This is a genomic window from Klebsiella sp. HN106, assembly GCF_051209435.1.
GTDB classification, from domain to species: Bacteria; Pseudomonadota; Gammaproteobacteria; order Enterobacterales; family Enterobacteriaceae; genus Klebsiella; species Klebsiella oxytoca.
Map to the genome: position 1 here is coordinate 1 of NZ_JBLURD010000014.1, position 19,315 is coordinate 19,315.

Here is a 19,315-nt window from a genome sequence, read left to right on the forward strand (position 1 = left end):
TAGCGCTGATGTCCGGCGGTGCTTTTGCCGTTACGCACCACCCCGTCAGTAGCTGAACAGGAGGGACAGCTGATAGAAACAGAAGCCACTGGAGCACCTCAAAAACACCATCATACACTAAATCAGTAAGTTGGCAGCATCACCTGGCAGCTGAAAGTATGAATAATAACGCCCTGACAGGATATTTTATTGCACCCTGTCAAAAGTCATACATTCTTTCCCGGTTTTTGCTTTCTCATACCGGATAACTCTATTTAAGGCTTAAGGATAACCTTCGTCCATCCTTCATCCCGCTCATCGAAGTGCTTATATCCGGCAGGAGCCTCTTCAAGCGAAAGACGATGAGAAATTATTTTGCCCGGACTGGCTTTATCGTGATGGATGAGGCGAGACAGCTGACGGTTATAGGCCTTAACGTTCGCCTGGCCGGTACGGATTGCCTGTCCTTTAAACCAGAAACTCCCAAAATCAAATGGCATCTTACCCTCTCTGGCAAGCTCCGATTCAGCCCCCGGATCCTGAGGAATAAAGACGCCAACCACACCAATTCCCCCGGTTGCTTTCGTCGACGCAACAAGACTGTTCATGGTGACAGAGTTATCTTCATGGCCATGTTTGTTACAGCACTGATAGCCAACACATTCGCAGCCACAATCCGTACCGCGTCCATCCGTCAGGTCGAGAATTTTTTGTACAGCTTCATCGCCAGTAGCATTGATGCCCGTCGCCCCCATTTTTTCAGCCAGAGCCAACCGGTCTGTGTGCGTATCAACCACAAACACCTGTGAAGCACCTTTAATGATCGCCGAATGAGCTGCCATCAAACCGACCGGCCCCGCGCCATAAATGGCCACGCTTTCACCAGGCTTCAATCCGGCAAGTTCTGTTGCATGCCAGCCGGTAGGAAAAATGTCAGAGAGCATCACATAATCATCTTCTTTTTCTGCCGCATCAGGGGGAAGAACAAGGCAGTTAAAGTCGGCAAATGGCACCCGAAGCAGTTCCGCCTGCCCCCCCTCCCAGGGACCCATTTCAGCAAAACCATAAGCTGCGCCTGCCGAACCCGGATTGGTAGTGAGACAAAAGCCGGTCAGACCTTTTTCACAGTTTTCGCAAAAACCACATCCCACGTTAAACGGCAGACAAACATAGTCGCCCACCTTAATACGTTCAACGCCTGAGCCAATTTCGACCACTTCACCCAGGTTTTCGTGACCCAGAATCCGTCCCTGTTCAAAGCTGGTCCGGCCCTCATACATGTGCAAGTCCGACCCACAAATGTTGGTGGTGGTGATGCGGACGAGTACATCCGTGGGGCGGACAATTTTCGCATCCGGTACGTCTTTTACTTTTACATCATAAGGACCGTTGTAAATTACTGCTTTCATGATCTTCTCCTTCTTGCGTGCGGAAAGGAAATGCTGCCCGGCGGATTGGGGTATCAATCGAGTTTAGCTGCCATAACAGATCTCGCGATCGGCGAAAGGACGATTAGGATGTTTCTTAACTAAGTGCATTGAAGTCTGTAAGACAGGTACTTACCGATGAAGGCTGCCTGGAAAACGTAAAAACATCACACGTTAATCCGGTTTTTTTAAGCAGGCAGGGGATTACGGACAGCTTTGAGCGAGAAGCGGATAAAGTAAATCTATCTCATTTCTGCATTGTGCCAGAAGTAGACATAGGTGAATTAGGTGAATCGCCACGGGTTTAACAGACACCTCAGAGTCATTTAAGATGACTTAAAAGAGAGGTGCCCATGAGCGGTAAACGTTATCCCGAAGAGTTTAAAATTGAAGCAGTCAAACAGGTTGTTGATCGTGGTTATTCTGTTTCCAGCGTTGCAACACGTCTCGATATCACCACCCACAGCCTTTACGCCTGGATAAAGAAATACGGTCCGGATTCTTCCACTAATAAAGAACAGTCAGATGCTCAGGCCGAGATCCGCCGTCTCCAGAAAGAGCTGAAGCGGGTTACTGACGAACGGGATATATTAAAAAAAGCCGCGGCGTACTTCGCAAAGCTGTCCGACTGAGGTACGCCTTCATCCGTGACAACATCTGTTGCTGGCCTGTTCGCCTGCTCTGTCGGGTGCTGGATGTTCATCCCAGTGGTTTTTACGCCTGGCTTCAGCAGCCGCATTCACAACGTCATCAGACAGACCTGAGACTGACAGGACAGATTAAACAGTTCTGGCTGGAGTCGGGATGCGTCTATGGTTATCGCAAGATCCATCTGGATCTGCGGGATACCGGACAACAGTGCGGAGTTAACAGAGTCTGGCGACTGATGAAATGTGCCGGAATAAAGGCTCAGGTTGGATACCGAAGCCCGCGGCCACGTAAAGGCGAGGCCAGTATAGTGTCGCCCAACAGGCTCCAGCGACAGTTCAATCCGGATACTCCGGATGAGCGTTGGGTAACGGATATAACCTACATCAGAACCCACGAAGGCTGGCTGTATCTTGCCGTGGTTGTCGATCTGTTCTCACGTAAAATTATCGGGTGGTCAATGCAACCCCGGATGACAAAGGACATTGTCCTGAATGCATTGCTGATGGCCGTATGGCGGCGTAATCCCCAAAAACAGGTGCTGGTTCACTCGGATCAGGGCAGTCAGTACACAAGCCATGAGTGGCAGTCTTTCCTGAAATCACACGGCCTGGAGGGCAGTATGAGCCGTCGCGGTAACTGCCATGATAATGCGGTTGCAGAAAGCTTTTTCCAGTTGCTGAAGCGTGAGCGGATAAAGAAAAAGATCTACGGAACGCGGGAAGAAGCCCGCAGCGATATTTTTGATTACATCGAAATGTTTTATAACAGTAAGCGTCGGCATGGTTCTAGCGATCAAATGTCACCGGCAGAATATGAAAACCAGTATTATCAACGGCTCGGAAGTGTCTAGATTATCCGTGGCGATTCACCTCGCGTCCTTCCGTTCAGTATAGCCTCAGTCCCTGACACCACCCGAGAACGGAATGACGTCCCCTTTCTCCCTCCCGGTGTTGCGTTCAAGCTCCCTGACATACTGCTGTAAAAGTATAAGGTTATGTAACAGCTCTACATTTTCAGCCATCATCTTTTTGATTTCTTCCCTCAGCTCATTTCTCTGACGGCGATACTTTTCTTTCAGCTTGATCTGCTGCTCAATGCCCTGCTCATCAACCGGCGCGGTGCCCTGGCACGTTTTTTTCAGACTGCGGATAGCCTCCCTGACCTGCCTGTACTCAGGACAGTTATAATTCAGGGTGCCGTTTGCCAGCCCCGCTCGTTTTTCCACAGCATACTGGCTGATACGCTCCCCTGATAACATCAGTTCCCTCAGGGCCTGCTCTGCTCTTGCCTGTGTTTTTTTAACCCCCGACTGTTCGTTCGTCATGCTCTATTCATCCTTTTCAAAAAAGCGGACAGCATCTGCATAAAAATCTCTCTCAAGCATCAGAAAATCCCTGTCAGCCTGAGGAGCATTATTTCGCACGGCAATCTCCAGAAGGTTGTCATAATGAGCCATCCTGCGTTTCCACACGGGAACAGAATCAGCTCCGGCCAGCATGTTCTCACATCCCGGATTGCAGGACGCTGACTGAACAACCGCCTTAAACTCGCAGTCATGGCCATTCATGCAATAAAAACCGTTTCCAAGAGATACCAGTTTTTGCCCGCCTCGTTTAGCCATGCTCATCGCTTTTTTCAGTGTAGGAAACGTCATCTGATGTAAGTGCCCACCTCTCTGGGACATCAGTAACTTCCCGCCTTCGCCATAAAGCAGGCCTTCATGCTGATAAGAAACAGCCCTGGAAGCTGAGAGTTCGGTATCAACCCTTTCAATCTCGGCAGCGAATGCCTGAGGGATCGCCCGGCTAAAATGCGAAGCGTTGAGTGCACCGGACATATACCACTCCGTCATGCCTCTGATTAAGTGCTTAAACTGCCGGATAAGATCATTAGTAGAAATCAGATCAAGACGCCTGAGGTGTACAGCAAGTGAACGGCGAAACTGATGGGTTCGCAATGGCCAGAAAGCCCCCTCCCGAATCTCCATCGCAACGCGTTCATCATCACGTATGTTTGGATTTAAAAGCCTGAACTCATCAATATGGTCACGTCGGATGAACAGATGGTGTCTTTTCACAAATTTCTTTGCCCACTCAGTCTGGCGCTGCGTCCCCATAAAAGAGAGTTTTTGCTCCGAGAACCACGACCTGATATTTAAAGACAATGGAACATTGTCCAGCGTCTTCCCGTCCAGGCCTGTCATGATTTGATTAATTCTGCGTAAATGCTGAAAAGGCTTTTCCACATAGCGACAAACAACCCAGTCTTCGTGACTTCCACCTTCCGGGGCGAACTTATGCAACACCGAACGAAGTCCCAGGATATCACCATCATAAATCAGTGAACCGTGCATCACGCCAAGCACTTCGCTGTGTCTCATCCCCGACATGGCCTGTATCACATTCATGACTTTTAACGTCAGCTCAAAATGCCAGGTGTTCAGCTTTATGTGATCAACGCCAATAAAATCAGATCTCCAGCGCTTATTTTTATGTACCGAGAACCAGCCCTGCATCCCGGGGCCAAGTGTCGCGAAAAGCGCCCGAATTTCCCCGGCAACAATATTGTAGTAATACGCGGCCCGGTAATCCGGTATGCTTTTTGCTGTCCCTCTTTTACGGGCTTCCAGCATCGACGTATAGTAAGGCGAATCATAAAAACCGTTTATGATAGCGCACAGCCGGGAAAACCCGTCAAAATCGAAATCACTGATTTCAGCATCCAGTTCAGTAATCAGCCCTTCCCAGACAGACATCATAAGACTGAAAGGCATACAATATGTCTGGTTTGAATCATCCACACTGTTGTAACTGTCGAAGCTAATATCAGGAAAGTAACCGTATTTTCGAAGACGGGTATGACCTGTCAGCGAGATATCCGCCAGGTCCATAAAGTAATTACGTAATGTTCTTTCAGAACGCTTCCTGCCGTGCTCATCCTCCTCCTTCATCTTTACAATGAAAGCATTCCGGACAAGCGGAAAACGAAGCTGAAACAGACTGCGATACCCCATAGACTCAATAATACGGGCTCCCGCCACAATGTTTGCACATTTCCGGATCAGTGACTGCGTCTTCGCGGTCCTGCCGACAATCCAGAGCAGGCTGGCTGAGATGATTTTGGCTTCAAGACGCAGTTCAGGATCCCGTATGCCTGAAAAATTAACGGTTCTTAACGTTTCACCAATATGGGTTCTGACATAGCGATTGGTCCAGACATCATCCCTGAAATAAATATTCAGCGTCTCCTCATTGATAAAACGCATATCATGTTCATCTGAGCTGGCGATAACCAGGCAGTTATTCAGACGTTCAAAGCTTTTGTTTTCTAGTGCCTCACAGATGATATCCTCAGTCGGAAACTCATCCCCTGAACGAAGCGGCGTTCCGGCAGGAAACTCCGCCATTCGACTACGGCTTACCTCTTTTTTCTTCAAATCTGCCATACCGGAGCCACACCTTCTCGCTGAAGTTTAACGCGCGCTTTTTTCAGGGTCGCCTCATCTACCAGCCCAAGCCGTAAATCAATCTTCAGGAGTAACGTTTCATAACGCTCCACAGCATTGACCGAACCGATGTACAACGGTTTTCCATACTCGATAGCATGCCTGAATGACAGCAGGAGCCATACAGACTCCAGCGTTTCCACAACGCAACTTTTTGAACATTCGACACAATGAGAAAAATCCGCACAAGCCTTTGGTGTCCGGCCAAATCGTTTTTGCTTTTTTATAAAGCGCAATTCAATATCTGTAGGCGGCTCCTGCGATCGACATCCCAGGCCATTCAATAAAAGATCCACACCCTCATCGCTTCCACGCAGATCGATCCCCAGCTCATCAGCAACTTTTACCCGCTCGGATAACGCACGTGTCGCAATCCCCTGATTCATAAGCGTATCAAGTGCAGCACTGAAGTTTTCCTTCGCCCCCTGTGGGTTACCTGCAGCATAATTCCGCCTGTAAGTGCCCCAGTTATGCTGTGCTTTTTCCGCCGTAATCAGACCATTCTTTAATGTTCTGTCCGTATACTGCTCAGACGTTTTGCGCAAGCCAGAAACGGTAATTGATGGAAGCGAGGGATTAAGCTGCCGCATCGTGGCCCACGCCCCCTCAGAGTTAGAAAATTTAGTCAGATGACTGGGATTAAGAGAATAAAGCTTACGGAATTTCACCTGCGGCTCACTCAGAAACAGCGCCTGTACCGGAGGGAAGTTATCTGCGGAAACCAGATAGTTAACGATGTCGTCCCTGAGCCTGATAAAAGACAGAAACCAGTAATAGCCCGCACGTTTGGTCACATACTCCGATTTACCTATCGTCAGACGTATATACTTATTCGCTCTCCCCTTATAAACATAATCAGTGCTGATACCCTTTTCATCCAGATGTATATCATCCCGCGTCAGACCCAGAACCTGAGAGGTGTTTCCCCATGTGTGGTAACAGAACAGAAAAAAAGAAGTAAGAAAGTAATTTTCCAGAACGTCCCTGATGATGATCTCTGCCCTGCTGACCCCGTTCTCTCCCGGATACCGGAAATACGCTTCATAAACAGGTGCCAGCAAAGACGGTGAGAAATGCCGCACCCCTTTTTCCGATTTAGCGATATGCTCCCGGATACATCCCGCAAGGAACTCATTCATGGATGACAACTGCCTCAGGATCTCGGAAAGTTCATTCCTGGTATAGCTATCCCTTCCCTGCTGCTGATACGTTCCTTTCGGTAAGAATTCATATTCATACCGCCTCTGAATCTGCCCGCCCGTAAGCAAAAACCGGTTGACCACGGACAAGTAGTGTCTTGCCATCCTGACTGAAATTTTTCGCCGACGAATATCGTTCATGAGATGTTTAATATACATTTCAACGCCTTCAGCCGTGCCATAGTCATACTGATTGACTGACTGCCATATAAAAAACATATTGAGATAACGGAAAATGGTTAACCTTCCGGCGGGACGGTAAGACAGAAGAAATCGTTTCAGAGAGGCAATAAAATCGCGTTTTTCAGGGCGGGCAAGATGCGAATGTTCACTAAACCATCCGGGGAGCAACACATAATCTGAAAAATGAGCCTGAAGATAAACGTCAAGTAAATAATATCGGTTCAGATCCCGCTGAGTGATGTGTCCGCTGACCGTCTCCCATGACAGCACATTTTCGGCCATCCACGTTATCTGCGTTTCACTCCGGCTCATATATGGCTCCATCGCGACCTGCAGCACCGTCAATCAATGCGTCCATGACCCCGGCGACTGCATCAGAAATCTGGTTTTGCTGAAGAAAGACGATGTATTTCATCGTCGTATTTTCGCTTTTATGGCCCATCCAGTATTTTACTGTACCCAGCGCATTTGCGGCCTGATCGGGATAGCAACTCAGTGCCGAGCGTAAAAAATGGGTCGCAAACGTTGCCCGCAAATCATGGGGTTTATGTCTGAACACATTTCCCGGAGCAGACCGGGCCAGGCGATGGCGAAAACTGTACCAGCGGGAGTAAAAGGCTTTTTCAGACATCCGTTTCCCGTTTGCCATTAAAAATAAAGGCTCGTGCCGCCCTTCCCCACCCTGTCGTGCACGCCATTTTTGGATCTTCTTTTCATACTCCTCATCCGCCAGATAATCCAGAACCTGCTCGTACAATCGTCTGGTGATGAAGAGTTCTCGCGTCATCCCAAACTTCGTATGAACTCCGCATCTCGGACCAATATGAAGCCCCCTGATGGTCAACTCAGATACAGGGACACTGGCAAGGTACTCTTCAGTAAAGAGTGACGACGGCAGGGTCAGCATTTCATCCAGCCGTAGCCCACAATTTTTCATCAGCACAATCATTAAACTGAACAACCCGGACTCAGATTTCAGTGCCTCATCCAGGATATGAACCTCTGCATCATTCAGTGGGTTGATTGTCCTTTTTGTTGTGCTGGTTATCCTGATGGCAAGATCCGAACTTATCACCTTGCGTCGCCCGTCAACGACTTTTTCGACCAACGTAAAAAATGAGCTGGCAGCCAGCTCACCACACTTGCCCAGAAATACGTAAAACCGTCGGATAACGCTGATGTACACCGCCGCGGTGGATGAGGCGATGCGCCCCTGCCTTACGGCCCCCAGAAGATACTCCCTGAAGCCATATGTAGGGCTTTGGTATTTCAACGTTCCCGGGGTGAAAGGGTCAAGTCCGTTATCCTCCAGCCACCTTATCCAGCGTAAAAATGCCCGGGCTAAAGGCTTTAAATCCCTGGCCTGCAGGATAGCTTTATCCATAAGATAAAAGTGTACATATCGGCTCAGTTTTCGATTCTGGATGCCGCTAATATAAGGTATTTCAGCATACAGAAATCCGGGTTCAAATTTCAGTTTCGGCTCTGTTGCATCCAGTTTGCTGACACGCCCATAACGCGCATGAATGTTAGTGATTATCCTCACAGTCTGTCGCCCTGAAACGCCACCTCATGCCTACACTATAAATCCGGAAGAAGAAAAAACAAACAACCAGGTTGCCGGGAGTGAATATGCAAATCAGGAGGAAAGTAAAAGATGTAACGACACCATCACGATGCAATACATTGACCTCAACACGTTACCCGGACCATACGTGATAAACATCACAAATCCTTTGAGTGAAGAACTTAAGATGTGATTTTCATTTCCCGGCACAAACCGTGCCCTTAAAAAACAGGCAACGGATACATCTTAATGCCAGAAGTAAACCTTAATTGATTGAATACAGCCTGAGTCCATTGCAAAAATAACACACAGGGTAAATTCGCATATACAGAACCCAACGAAAAGCAAAAGAAACCTGTAACACATTTCGTTTACCTGTCACTTTCAATTGTAAAAGCCAGCAGAAAAAGCGCATATAACTATATTTATCCCTGCGGGGACTTTTGTTTGTGCTATATATTTTTTACAGAGAACCGCAACGCGTCCAAACACAAGAATATATTTACCTCTGGAAAATGGTCTGACTCCCTTTCACGTGGTTGTAGTGACCTGTTCTGTGATTCATGTAATGTCTTTTCTGGATGAGGAAAATATGTCATCACTGATATTTTATACAGACGAAGCACAAGCACTGATTGTAACAGATACCCTTGCCGTCACCGATAATGGGGAGCCGTTATCTTTTGTTTCCAAAGCAGGTTACATCCCCCAGCTAAGAACCATCATAGCAGGAACGGGGGCAGGTGGATTTTCTAACACCTGGTTGCTTGAAGCATCAACCAGAATGGTCGTATCAGGTATACAAAATCTCAATTATCATACATCGGCCTGTCTAAGGAGGCTGTGGAAACAATACAAGCATGACCATGCAATTCCCTCTTCTTCAACGGTGACAACCAGTGTTTATCAGTTCGCAATTTGCGAGGAAACAGGAAATATCGTTTCGTTCGCCTATCGCTCAGTCCATGATTTCGAATCAGAGCAATTACAATACGGAACAGGAGTAAAACCTGAGTGCCAAATCTTGGATGGGGATTTGTTGCAGACAATTCCTGTAATGATGAATGAACAAAGGGCTATACAGGCGACATACCCACACCCGGAACGGATCCATATTGGCGGTGAGATGATTGCGCATTATCTGACATCATCTATGTATCAATGCTTTAAGATTGGGGAATTTGAGGATTTCAGAACTCAGGGAGAGTATATATTGAGCAGGATTTAGGCAAAACGCGGTTCAGATAAAGTGCTTTTAACAGGCTTGCTGAACATTAAAAGGATATCTCTCAATTACGATGAATAGCTTGAATTCTAAAAATAGAAAAGTAGAGTTTAACTCTAAATACATAAAAACAAGAGTAAGCGAGCACCCATATCGAGCCCCACAAGCTGATGTTCGAGTGGGTTTCTCCGGCGACCAGATACACTCCCCGGTGGCGTCTTTATAAAGCGTTGCCAGGCTGAAGTTATCCGGCATAAAGCTTGGTAAAGGGAAGCGTGATTCGGAACCACAGGCCATCAGAAAAGACCAGATGTCCTGAGTGCGCCACTCCTTTACCGGATAGAGTTCACCACCGTGCTCAGTCAGGGTTACTTTCCTCGCCTGCCCTCCCATTTTGAGGATATTTCCGGCCCTTCGGGCACTTTCATCATCCCTGGAGCCCAGCATCAGGCATACCCTGCTTCGAACGGATGCCGGGGCGTTTTTCAGGTAACGAGCTTTGGCCTGGCGCAGGGGCGCGATTTTGTAGTCGGTTGAGCACTGTCGGGTAGAAGAATTAGTCCAGGTCGGAAGTCCGCGCCCAGTCAGAATGCGGCCGACCCAGCTCTGCGTAAGAGACGGTCGGGCGACAAGGACTGTGACCGGTAGCTGGTGTTCAGCAATGAACATTCTGAGCTGGTTGAGAACCTGTGAAGCCTGATAGTGCATCTCAGGGTTTTCGATCAGCGTATCGGACATCTGAATGAAATGATGTTCGCTGATATTTGTGCCGTTACGTACTGCCCTGATCAATGCCATCAGAAACAGGTGCAGAAGAGAATGGGAGTCTTTGCCGCCACTGTATCCCACGCACATTGTCCAGCCGTCCGTAATAGCCTGATAAATAGCAGATGTGGCTGACATGACCAGAGAAGAAAGACTCACAGTCTCCTTTTCATCGGTATAGTTCAGATCGGCATCGGTTGTCAGGGTCTCCCAAACATCCGCCCATTTATCATGTTTCAAAATGGCAGCATTAGCCGCCTCAGGAAAAATAACTTCTGAGGATAATTCAAGGAATGAGTCGCTTTTTTCAATAAACATATATTTTCCTGAACCACGGTATATGCTGCATCACTGATATTATTAGAACTTTAAAATAACTACAGCGCAACCATTTAGCGAAATTATATTAAATCAAAATCACGCGGATTTAATGTCAATATATATAAAAATAATCCATTGTAATTTAATCACCCGGCACAGCTATTAGTTATAGGTTGGCGGCGTAATAAATGCCGTATTATTTGTTTTCAACTCAGACAGCGGAATAAAAGGAGTGTTAAGAGTCATGTCATCACCACAATGGCGTGGTAGAGCTGAAAGCTGAAATGAATCTTTCATCACCCTAATAACCGGGCATTCCGTACGTGCTGATGGCATTACTTCCCGCAGCATCGCTTCCTGCTTTATGCTGTCGCTATGCTTATATTCATCCATGTCTTTTATTTCTTGAATTTCATCTTCACCACAAAATGACCAGTTAGCGTCATAGAAGTAAAACTCAGTTAAATGAAGATCGTTTTCTTTCACGTATGCCGCCAATTTGCGGATACGCTGTTCAAGCATTGTATCTATCCGTAAGGAAACACTCTGCGGAACGTCACTTGCAAATTCATTGATACAATCAACGGTAGAAACTATGAATTTATTGGTCATGGCAGGCTCCAGGCCACCGGGGAAACCGGTGGCTACGGTAATTGGCAGGCTTAAGCGCCGCAAAGGGTGTCAAGGGAAGGGAGAAGCTTGCTCAGCTTGTCGTAATCGAGCGGAGACAGTTCTGTAACGAGTTCGACCGAAAGACTAGTGTTGTCTTCTTCACACAGAATATAGATTCCGTCTTCTGGCTCTTTTCCGGCACATGCCTTCAGTCGTTTGTTAACGACCTCCTGGGCTGAATCCGCTACGTCGCAGCTCAGGACATAGCTTGCCACATAGCTGCTCTCACCGTGGTAATGCGTCACTTTACACAGAGCATACTGGATACCGGCTTTGTGAGCCTCATTCATGAGACGAGAAAACTGACAGCCATCCTGGTAATAGTGGGTATCCTTTGTGACCAGAATAGTCATACCCCCAAATTCATCTGTCCGGCTTTTACTGCATGTAAATGCAGCAGTAATTGTTACCATTTCCGAGAGGTCGAATACCGACAGCACGGCAGTTGTGAGGCAAATTGCATGGTCAAGATCAATGGTCTCTCCATGAAAAACTGCCAGCCCACTGCTGGTAACTTCTGTTGCGAACAACAGTTCATAATTGCAGTCTGGGCAGGATGGTTGCCCAAAGCTCGGCTCAGAAGGGTCATACTCAGGGTGGTTCTCGATAATACTGAGGATCAGCTTCTCAGTCAGAGAACAATCTGTCAGTGGCTTATCAAGCAAACGCTCACCTTCTGCAATTTCTGCTTCGGTAACGAATGTGATTGCTTCTTGTGCCATTTTTGCCTGCTCCTGAGTGCAGGGAATAATAAACGACGCCTGAGTATAATTATCTGCCACAGTTGACTCCTTGATTATTTAATTAATGTATTTGATGAGAAGATCATAACAAATACACTAATACCAACTAATAACCTGAAGGCGTTTTTTTAGAAAAAATATTAAGAAGAAGAATATGAACACTACCTCATCTTAAATTAATATCATTCAGGATTAATATTCATTTTTGCAAATAAAAACCGCCAGACGGCGGCTTTTATAAAGAGGGAAATATCATTGGAAGTTGAAATTACTTCACGGCAGGCCGACAAATTACGCGACTGCTGTGAGCTGAAGCGAAACTTGTAGAGGAAACTATAATCACCTTTTCTAAGTCGTCGGCACTGTCAGCAATATGATGCCGGAAAGCCTCCTCTGCATCACCAGGGGAGTCGGCTTCGACCAGGTAGGCCTGATCATCATCATCAAACATAATGCGCCCGGAAATGAGATAAAGTCGGCTCAAATCTGGCGTTGCTGCGCTCGTGCTTCGTTCGTTCAGATTCATTTTTTCTCCGTCTGTTGCTCGTAAAAAGAATGACGCCGGTTTAAAAGGCGTCGCCAGGGTTCGGGCTAAAACGCAGGGTTGCCATCGAGGAAGCTCATTGGCTGGCCAATAGCGGATGCCACCCTGAGAATTTCACCTGGTGTGGCATAACGCAGCATTTCAGAGCGTCCAAATTTCTGATACTCATCTACTGACATCTTTCTCCACTCTGGGTGAGGATCTTTTCCGCACAGTGACCAGTTGCTTTCAGAGGAATCACGACGGAGAACGTACACATCAAGCGAGGCTGTAAGCCCACTTCCATATCCCCGCTGCGCTACAACACGAACCTGAGAACCATCGTCGCGTTGCAACGTCTGGGTTAATTTCGTGATAGGATCCTGAGAATGCATGCCATTTACCTCGTTTTCAAAAGATTTACCGTAAGTAAATGATACCGAATCGAGAATTCTGGCTAATAGGTCAGAAGAAAAAATAATGAATATTTTTGAAGTGTAGGATAATGATTAGAATAAAATGGCCTGAATAAATCGCTAGCGGTTAAATCCGCTTATTTCAGAGAAGCTCTGATTTAGTAGTTAGGGAAAACGATGCGGTGAAAAGTAACTTTTACACCGCAATTCAGAAAAAAGTTTCAATTAGTCACATTACGAATAACCCGGCTTACTTTCGCATGTGCGTTCCCCTGGATGTTAAAGTAAAGCCCCTCAGGCAGACTCGTCGCCCACTTAACTCCTCGCTCAGCCATACGCTTCGGTGTTTCCAGCCAACCACGAGGAATATTGCCCGTAACGTCACCGATAACCCGTGAAATGCATGCTGCTACCCGGATGCCGCCGGGAATATCGCATTCGGATTCAACAATATGCATAACCTCAAATAAAGCACCATGCCGCTGGACATGATCGCCAATGTGCAACTCGATAGGAGAAACCATTTCTGTATCTGACTTCATATCTGTCCACCTTTAATTTAGAAACCGTCTAAATTACCAATATAGTTAATGTACCGGATGTTAATTCAACAAGTTCTGTATCACAACCATCAGTTTTTTTTGTTGGGTCTATATCGGAGAAACAAGTGAATATTGAATACACTCGTTAATACAGACAACCGGAAATGAATGGCACCCTAATTATCTCTGCGGCGTATGCTAAGCCGTTAATATTGTCATTTTATGGTAGAAACAATGCAAAATGAATAAACCGCTTGTCGCTTCAAACCACTTTATCAAAACCGTTAACTTGCATTAAGCCCGATACAGTTCGGCGAGCTCGTCCAGCATGGGGTTACTCTTATATCCCGGTGCGGCCGTAAAAAGGTTTCGGGAAATCGCCAGCCATTCCATGATTTTGTCCGTCGCCAGCCAACGTCTGCCAAGTCGCTCGGCTGCGATGGGAACTTTATGCAGGCCAGCGAAGGGATCTACAACAACATCTCCCGGCTCTGTCAAAAACTCAATCAGAAACGCTGCAAGCCTGGTAGGAGACGTTGCACCATGCAGCGGAAAACCTAGCTCGCGGGCAATGGAATGGCAAAATCTCGTATCAGCGCAGCTATTGCCGTAAAACAAAGTATTTTTGGGGATCGTTCCTTCTGTTTTATTTCCAAAGGATCCGCTTTTAAGCTGGTACGCCCCATCACCATAAAAGGTCGTGCGATTTTCACCGCCTGCTGCCTGCAATTTAAGATGCTGCTCTGAATGCGGTTGCAGTACACGTAAGTTGTTTGAACGAACCTTACTCGCATCATTGGTAAACCACAGCACAGGCTCATACGATGAGCAGAGCTGCACTCGTTGCTTACATGCCCAGTGCGTTGGCGATGGGGGCTTACTGCGATTCACCCACTGAAGCCTGTCCATGAGCTCAAGCCCCAGCTTGTCACATAATGCCAGTGTCAGACGCTCCAGATACAGAGAACGTGAAGGCCTGCCCCTATTAAAGCTATCTTGAGTGATATTCAATGCCACACTTGCGCCGGGTACAAGCTGTTTCACGATCGGTTCGAGGATACGCAGAAGCCAGTCAATATAAACCTGCTCGCCACGCCCCCCGCCATGCCCGTAGTCTCTTGAATTTCGAAGGAGGTAAGGCGGCGAGGTCAGGCAAAGATGAATTTGCTCTGTGATATTGCTGAAGAAGGCATAGGCGTTTCCAAAAACCGATGCCCCAAGAGAAGTTGAGAAACCGACAACACAGAGCTTTTCCCATGACTCGTGTAGGTTTGTTTTCGTCTTAGAGGAGTATCTCCAGACGCCCCGTTTTTCTGGAACGCGTTCGATGACTCCGGCCTGCCGAAGAGTCTGCTGAAACCAGCGTACTTTGTGTTTGACGCCGCTGGTTCTGGTTTTATCTGACCCAAATTCTTTCAGTTCGTGCAATTCGGCATCCGACATGCCAGTTTCACGCTGCACTTCGCGATAAAGCTCGTCGTTGCTCAACGGCAATTCGGAGGCTGCGTAGATCCGTGCAATTAAATCCGTAGAAATCGTGCTCATCAGCCATCCTTAATGGAGATGCAGTTTAAATATCGGCCTGATGGTTGGAAGGGGGATTACTAAATCAAACCGATCTGTTTATTTATAGGCTTTGTCAGGTCATGCAGCACAGCTGGGCATGCGCAAAGAGACCCAGTCTTCTTTAGCGGAGACACCTTCAAAAGTTGTACTCAATCAGCCCCAAGATTTTGAAACTCAATGTGCTTTTGCTCACACTCCTCCCTGCCCCACGAGCCCTGCCATTCACAGATGTCCCGGTACTTAATTTCCAGCTTATCCATCTGTGAGAGGTTAGCTGTTGCGAAGTCTGGCCATATGTCGTGCCAGCATGCGTTGTACGTGACGCCTGCTGGTGGGCAATACATCATTGCATCAGCATGGATAATTTCAACGCGAGGATCGTTTGCAAACGAGGCCGCAACGAGGTTAATAACGTCCTGTTCTTTTTCAATTACTGTTACATGGGTTACATCTTCTTTTTGAAGAATGGCGTGAAGCACCATCCCCAGACCAAGACCATTAATGAGCACGCGCCCGGTGGCTCGCTCTAAAAAATCCTGGCAGGTTCTGATCTCCATCGGGGTATTGGACATCACCACATCCCAGCCGTTGGACAAACGCCGATATCTACCGGGCGGGATAAACTCGTCTGTATTACCTGTATACTCGGCACGAAGGGCGAGGCTCATCGCCTTATCTGCGGTAATTTCGAATGTGTCCAGTTTCCAGGTTCCGGACGTGCCGTCTTTAACGGGTAAATCAGAAAAGCAGCTCTTCATCAAGGCAACCAAAATTCCAGTAATGTTGTTACGCTGAACCTATCACAAACCTGCTCTTAATACAGTTATCAGGAGTGACAGCGATCTTTGAGGAATCGTTTAAATCACGGGCATCCTGTAGCGGACGCCCGATATTTAATCAAATGTCGCAGGTGTTAAAGGAAGCGTTGCAAAGTTGCAACGTCTTCTGGAGCAACCTCCACGCAGCTCCTGACACTGTAGTGATTTTCGCCGTTGTAGTCGTAAACCCCACCGTCTTCAAAACTCAGCTGTTCAAGCTCGCCATGGCACTCTGAAATGAGTGCCGTCTGGCAAGCATTTTTCTCACAATCGCTGACGAGTAACCGAACATAGCTATTCTCATGGTCGCCGTTTCGGTTCTGGATTTTAACGATAAAGTGTTTTTCAGACATTTGTGCCTCCAGCACAGTTTGAGGTTAATTTAGCGTTGCCCCGGCTCACCGGGGCAAGAATAAATCAACCCTTAATGAAACTGTGCCCCCAGGTGTTAGGCTTAAATGCCTGCTCTTTGATATATGTTTTCATTACCTTGCAGGTTTTTTTCAGGGCTTTGGTATTGGCATCGGTTACTGAGATAAAATGGCGAGAATAACGGTTTTCCCGGTATTGCTTATCAGCGTTTGGGTCAATTGCTTCGCTTTGCAGGAGTCCTTCGTGCCTGCCAATTACTATTACGTAGTTCATTTCACCTGAAACACGATCCGTGAGTAATTGAATGGAAATATCAGTCGCTCGCGTGGCCTGGCTAGCAGAAATTTTTGCATGTAAGAAAGCTCCCTTTCGAAAGTTGGCCGGAGTCAAACCTGTAATATCCTCGGTGCTAAAATTAAGTGAAGATAGAGTTGAAAATAAATCACAGCTAATGACTTCAGTATTATTAGACATAACCCGGCTCCGCTCATATTCATGTTAAGGTAATTATATCAGGTTGATAGCATTACCTAATAACTTGGTGGCAAAAAGTTGTGGTTTTTGATTAACTAAAATTGATGTTCTCAATACTGCTCAAGAATTCTTTCTTTACACCCGGAGTAAAAGGTATACGTTCAATGTATTTATAAAGCGTCGCAAAGGTTTTGGTTTCAATGTTTCGTGAAATAACATCATCAATCGGGTCTTCGAACATATTAATAAAAACATCAATATGCTGCTCTCCGCTTTCTGAAGCTAAAGAGAGAATACAGACCACTTCAATGTAGCGGTTATCCTGCTCTGCAATGAACAACCAGTGCCCTTCGTTAAAGGCTGGTGCAGCACTGAAGCGTTTTACAACAATTTCTGAAAGAGCATATCCTGCCTGATCCAACAGATTAATAAAGTTGAGTTGAGTTGAAACCACGTCTAACGCTTTCATAAAACCTCCTTTTCATCTGTACTTATTATACTGTTACCCATCCCCCCAGCTAATAACCTCCCAGCAAACTTTCAAAAAAAATACCACCTTTAATTAGAATTGAACACATCCTTTTTAAATAACAAAAAGGATTATGAAACCCACAATGTTTGTGATGTGCCACCAAGGAAAAGTAACTTTTATGTGCTCATAAATCTTATTTCGTATTCACTTTCCTTTGTCTTTCGGTCGTAGATTATCAGGGGAAGCATAAGAAGAATATGTGAGGTTTAAGCAAATGCGGTGATCGGGCATTATAATTTGGTGAGGCTATTATAAGTGGATAAAGATAGTCGTAGGTATAGGATCAGGTTAAATTGCATTTTCCCGGTTGCCTTCCCTGGCCTACCGGTTTCAGCTCAGATACTAAGACCAGCGGTAATACTTAAAATATTCCTCATTTGCAGCTATAAACTCCCTCAAACCGTTCATTAATCCCTTCTCAAACGCTGTCACGATAAACCGGTAACCGTCCAGTGTTTCAATGTAGTAAATACCGCCTGGTGTAATTCCAACATGCAACACCTCGGCTGTCATCATAAACTGGCCTTCCGGAAAATCATGCGAAAGGTAAATGAAACCAGTAGTGGCCGATGCGGGTGTGGCATTCACTAAGACCCCGTTAAACTGCTGCCCGTGCCTCGCCGGTACAAGCTCACTTCCCCTGGTTGACTTATCAAGCAGCCTCTTAACATCTTTTTCTTCTTTTAACGAGGTATAGACCCGCACATCACTGTCATCACCTGGGCGAGAGCCGGTGCCAACATGAGCAAGACGACGGTAAGCACTGCGCATATTAACGTGGCAGGATGCCCCTGCTCTACCCTGAAGCCTTACGCCAAAGTCTTCGCAAAGTAACAAAATCTGACGTAGCTGGTTTTCATGCACGGACGCTGAGAGTGAAAGATTGAAACAGGAAAAGGTCAGTTCTAAAACCTTTTCGCGTTTGTCATTGAAATGAGCTTCCAGCCTGATGACTGGCTTTTCCGACATTGCAAAAGCTTTGTCCGTTACTCTGTACCGGCATTCATCTCCGAAACATTCTTTAACAACGCTGGCTATGACCGTGTCGTGTTCTCCATCTTCCGGAGCTGGCACAAAGATTTCAAATTGTGCCGGTGTATCCGGCTCAAGCAGAACGGGATAGAGACGCGGAGAATTAAGCAAAGCGCATTCAGAATTAATGAGCTTAACCCAGGCGCTTTTGTCGTCCGGATCCTTAAGCTGCTGTCCAAGGTTATCGCAAAAGTCAACTATCTGACGGGTATGCTCATCCGTGACTGCACAGATCAGGTTAAGACCATGCGTGGCCATACGCAGTTCCCGGGTTCGGGACTGGGAATTGATCGACCAGGGGTTAAGTGAAAGCGAAATAGGGCTTATGGAAGGGACGACCGTCTCATTCTGCAAATCTGTAAGCTGGCAGTTCGCAGTAGGCTTCGGGGAAAGGGTACTAAATATGTAACTTGCCTGTTGTTTAGTACTGGCCTGGATATAAAACATCGCGTCCATGCTTGTATCCCGGGATGAAATTGAAAATAGCTTCATTTTTAACCTTAATGGATGAGCGATTTATAGTCATGTGCAGACAAATGAACATTATGTGCGCCATCATTCCATTCAAAGAATAATCGATACTTAGAGTTTACTCGAATGGAGGAATAACGGTTTGACGTCATTCTTAAGCGTTCATAACGCAAGCTGTTGGATAATAACTCCCGCTCACTCTGGACATTATCCAGCGTTTCAAGTCGACACAGAATCGCGTTAATAATTTCAGAAGGAATACCTGCCGTTGTTTTTCCATTACGGAAGAACTTTTCAAGCCGTCTGTCTTTAAATGAATGGATCATAGTTCC

21 protein-coding genes are annotated in these 19,315 nt (G+C 46.6%); 2 read left to right on the forward strand and 19 right to left on the reverse strand.

Annotated features, from left to right (window positions below; translation table 11 throughout):
* Positions 1–89: IS1 family transposase (locus ACSIPU_RS24185; protein WP_001515738.1), on the reverse strand; the 89-nt coding region annotated here is incomplete at its 3' end.
* Positions 90–254: 165 nt separating this feature from the next.
* The gene (locus ACSIPU_RS24190) at positions 255–1,388 is read right to left on the reverse strand and encodes a glutathione-independent formaldehyde dehydrogenase (protein WP_017384068.1); all 1,134 of its coding nucleotides are present in this window, start codon (positions 1,386–1,388) and stop codon (positions 255–257) included.
* A gap of 371 nt (positions 1,389–1,759) precedes the next feature.
* Here ACSIPU_RS24190 and ACSIPU_RS24195 point away from each other — a divergent pair.
* Positions 1,760–2,907 (forward strand): IS3 family transposase gene (locus ACSIPU_RS24195; RefSeq protein WP_119528883.1). Its coding sequence is split into 2 segments (ribosomal slippage): positions 1,760–1,997 and positions 1,997–2,907, totalling 1,149 coding nucleotides; the frame shifts between segments, so codons are not numbered across the junction.
* A 45-nt stretch (positions 2,908–2,952) separates the two neighbouring features.
* Here the strand turns inward: ACSIPU_RS24195 and ACSIPU_RS24200 are convergent.
* The 4 genes from ACSIPU_RS24200 to ACSIPU_RS24215 are packed head-to-tail and all read right to left on the reverse strand — an operon-like array spanning position 2,953 to position 8,490.
* Positions 2,953–3,381: a hypothetical protein gene (locus tag ACSIPU_RS24200; protein WP_017384060.1), complete on the reverse strand. Its 429-nt coding sequence runs from the start codon at positions 3,379–3,381 to the stop codon at positions 2,953–2,955.
* Positions 3,382–3,384: 3 nt separating this feature from the next.
* Positions 3,385–5,502 carry a hypothetical protein gene (locus ACSIPU_RS24205; protein ID WP_017384059.1) on the reverse strand — a complete coding sequence of 706 codons (2,118 nt, stop codon included), beginning with the start codon at positions 5,500–5,502 and terminating at the stop codon, positions 3,385–3,387.
* A complete protein-coding gene (locus ACSIPU_RS24210; RefSeq protein WP_007897920.1) occupies positions 5,490–7,256 on the reverse strand; it encodes a hypothetical protein in 1,767 nt (588 codons plus the stop codon). The genes ACSIPU_RS24205 and ACSIPU_RS24210 overlap by 13 nt, the downstream gene beginning before the upstream one ends.
* Positions 7,243–8,490, reverse strand: a complete 1,248-nt coding sequence (locus tag ACSIPU_RS24215; protein WP_007897923.1) for a tyrosine-type recombinase/integrase — start codon at positions 8,488–8,490, stop codon at positions 7,243–7,245. The genes ACSIPU_RS24210 and ACSIPU_RS24215 overlap by 14 nt, the downstream gene beginning before the upstream one ends.
* Positions 8,491–9,103: 613 nt before the next feature.
* Here ACSIPU_RS24215 and ACSIPU_RS24220 point away from each other — a divergent pair.
* Positions 9,104–9,739: a hypothetical protein gene (locus ACSIPU_RS24220; protein ID WP_012477419.1), complete on the forward strand. Its 636-nt coding sequence runs from the start codon at positions 9,104–9,106 to the stop codon at positions 9,737–9,739.
* A 27-nt stretch (positions 9,740–9,766) separates the two neighbouring features.
* Here the strand turns inward: ACSIPU_RS24220 and ACSIPU_RS24225 are convergent, their stop codons facing one another.
* The 13 genes from ACSIPU_RS24225 to ACSIPU_RS24285 form a co-directional block, all read right to left on the reverse strand.
* Positions 9,767–10,819, reverse strand: a complete 1,053-nt coding sequence (locus ACSIPU_RS24225; RefSeq protein WP_012477420.1) for a phosphoadenosine phosphosulfate reductase domain-containing protein — start codon at positions 10,817–10,819, stop codon at positions 9,767–9,769.
* Between the two features lie 165 nt (positions 10,820–10,984).
* Positions 10,985–11,434, reverse strand: coding sequence for a hypothetical protein (locus ACSIPU_RS24230; RefSeq protein WP_000182312.1), 450 nt, complete (start codon positions 11,432–11,434; stop codon positions 10,985–10,987).
* Positions 11,435–11,484: 50 nt separating this feature from the next.
* The gene (locus tag ACSIPU_RS24235) at positions 11,485–12,276 is read right to left on the reverse strand and encodes a hypothetical protein (protein ID WP_000774871.1); all 792 of its coding nucleotides are present in this window, start codon (positions 12,274–12,276) and stop codon (positions 11,485–11,487) included.
* 229 nt (positions 12,277–12,505) lie between these two features.
* The gene (locus tag ACSIPU_RS24240) at positions 12,506–12,763 is read right to left on the reverse strand and encodes a hypothetical protein (protein WP_001052325.1); all 258 of its coding nucleotides are present in this window, start codon (positions 12,761–12,763) and stop codon (positions 12,506–12,508) included.
* Between the two features lie 65 nt (positions 12,764–12,828).
* Positions 12,829–13,155, reverse strand: coding sequence for a hypothetical protein (locus tag ACSIPU_RS24245; protein ID WP_000556023.1), 327 nt, complete (start codon positions 13,153–13,155; stop codon positions 12,829–12,831).
* 242 nt (positions 13,156–13,397) lie between these two features.
* Positions 13,398–13,718, reverse strand: coding sequence for a hypothetical protein (locus ACSIPU_RS24250; protein WP_000834113.1), 321 nt, complete (start codon positions 13,716–13,718; stop codon positions 13,398–13,400).
* Between the two features lie 294 nt (positions 13,719–14,012).
* Positions 14,013–15,263: a site-specific DNA-methyltransferase gene (locus ACSIPU_RS24255; RefSeq protein ID WP_000104394.1), complete on the reverse strand. Its 1,251-nt coding sequence runs from the start codon at positions 15,261–15,263 to the stop codon at positions 14,013–14,015.
* Positions 15,264–15,433: 170 nt separating this feature from the next.
* Positions 15,434–16,042 carry a hypothetical protein gene (locus ACSIPU_RS24260; RefSeq protein ID WP_000833775.1) on the reverse strand — a complete coding sequence of 203 codons (609 nt, stop codon included), beginning with the start codon at positions 16,040–16,042 and terminating at the stop codon, positions 15,434–15,436.
* A gap of 155 nt (positions 16,043–16,197) precedes the next feature.
* Positions 16,198–16,455, reverse strand: a complete 258-nt coding sequence (locus tag ACSIPU_RS24265; RefSeq protein WP_001290639.1) for a hypothetical protein — start codon at positions 16,453–16,455, stop codon at positions 16,198–16,200.
* A gap of 64 nt (positions 16,456–16,519) precedes the next feature.
* A complete protein-coding gene (locus ACSIPU_RS24270; RefSeq protein ID WP_000069824.1) occupies positions 16,520–16,948 on the reverse strand; it encodes a hypothetical protein in 429 nt (142 codons plus the stop codon).
* 91 nt (positions 16,949–17,039) lie between these two features.
* Entirely contained in the window at positions 17,040–17,417 is a 378-nt protein-coding gene (locus ACSIPU_RS24275; protein ID WP_000645320.1) for a hypothetical protein, read from the reverse strand.
* A 405-nt stretch (positions 17,418–17,822) separates the two neighbouring features.
* Complete coding sequence (locus tag ACSIPU_RS24280) at positions 17,823–18,968, reverse strand: hypothetical protein (RefSeq protein WP_000339750.1); 1,146 nt, start codon at positions 18,966–18,968, stop codon at positions 17,823–17,825.
* 44 nt (positions 18,969–19,012) lie between these two features.
* On the reverse strand, positions 19,013–19,309 hold the full coding sequence (locus tag ACSIPU_RS24285; protein WP_000581857.1) for a type II toxin-antitoxin system RelE/ParE family toxin: 297 nt from the start codon (positions 19,307–19,309) through the stop codon (positions 19,013–19,015).
* Positions 19,310–19,315 lie beyond the last annotated feature (6 nt).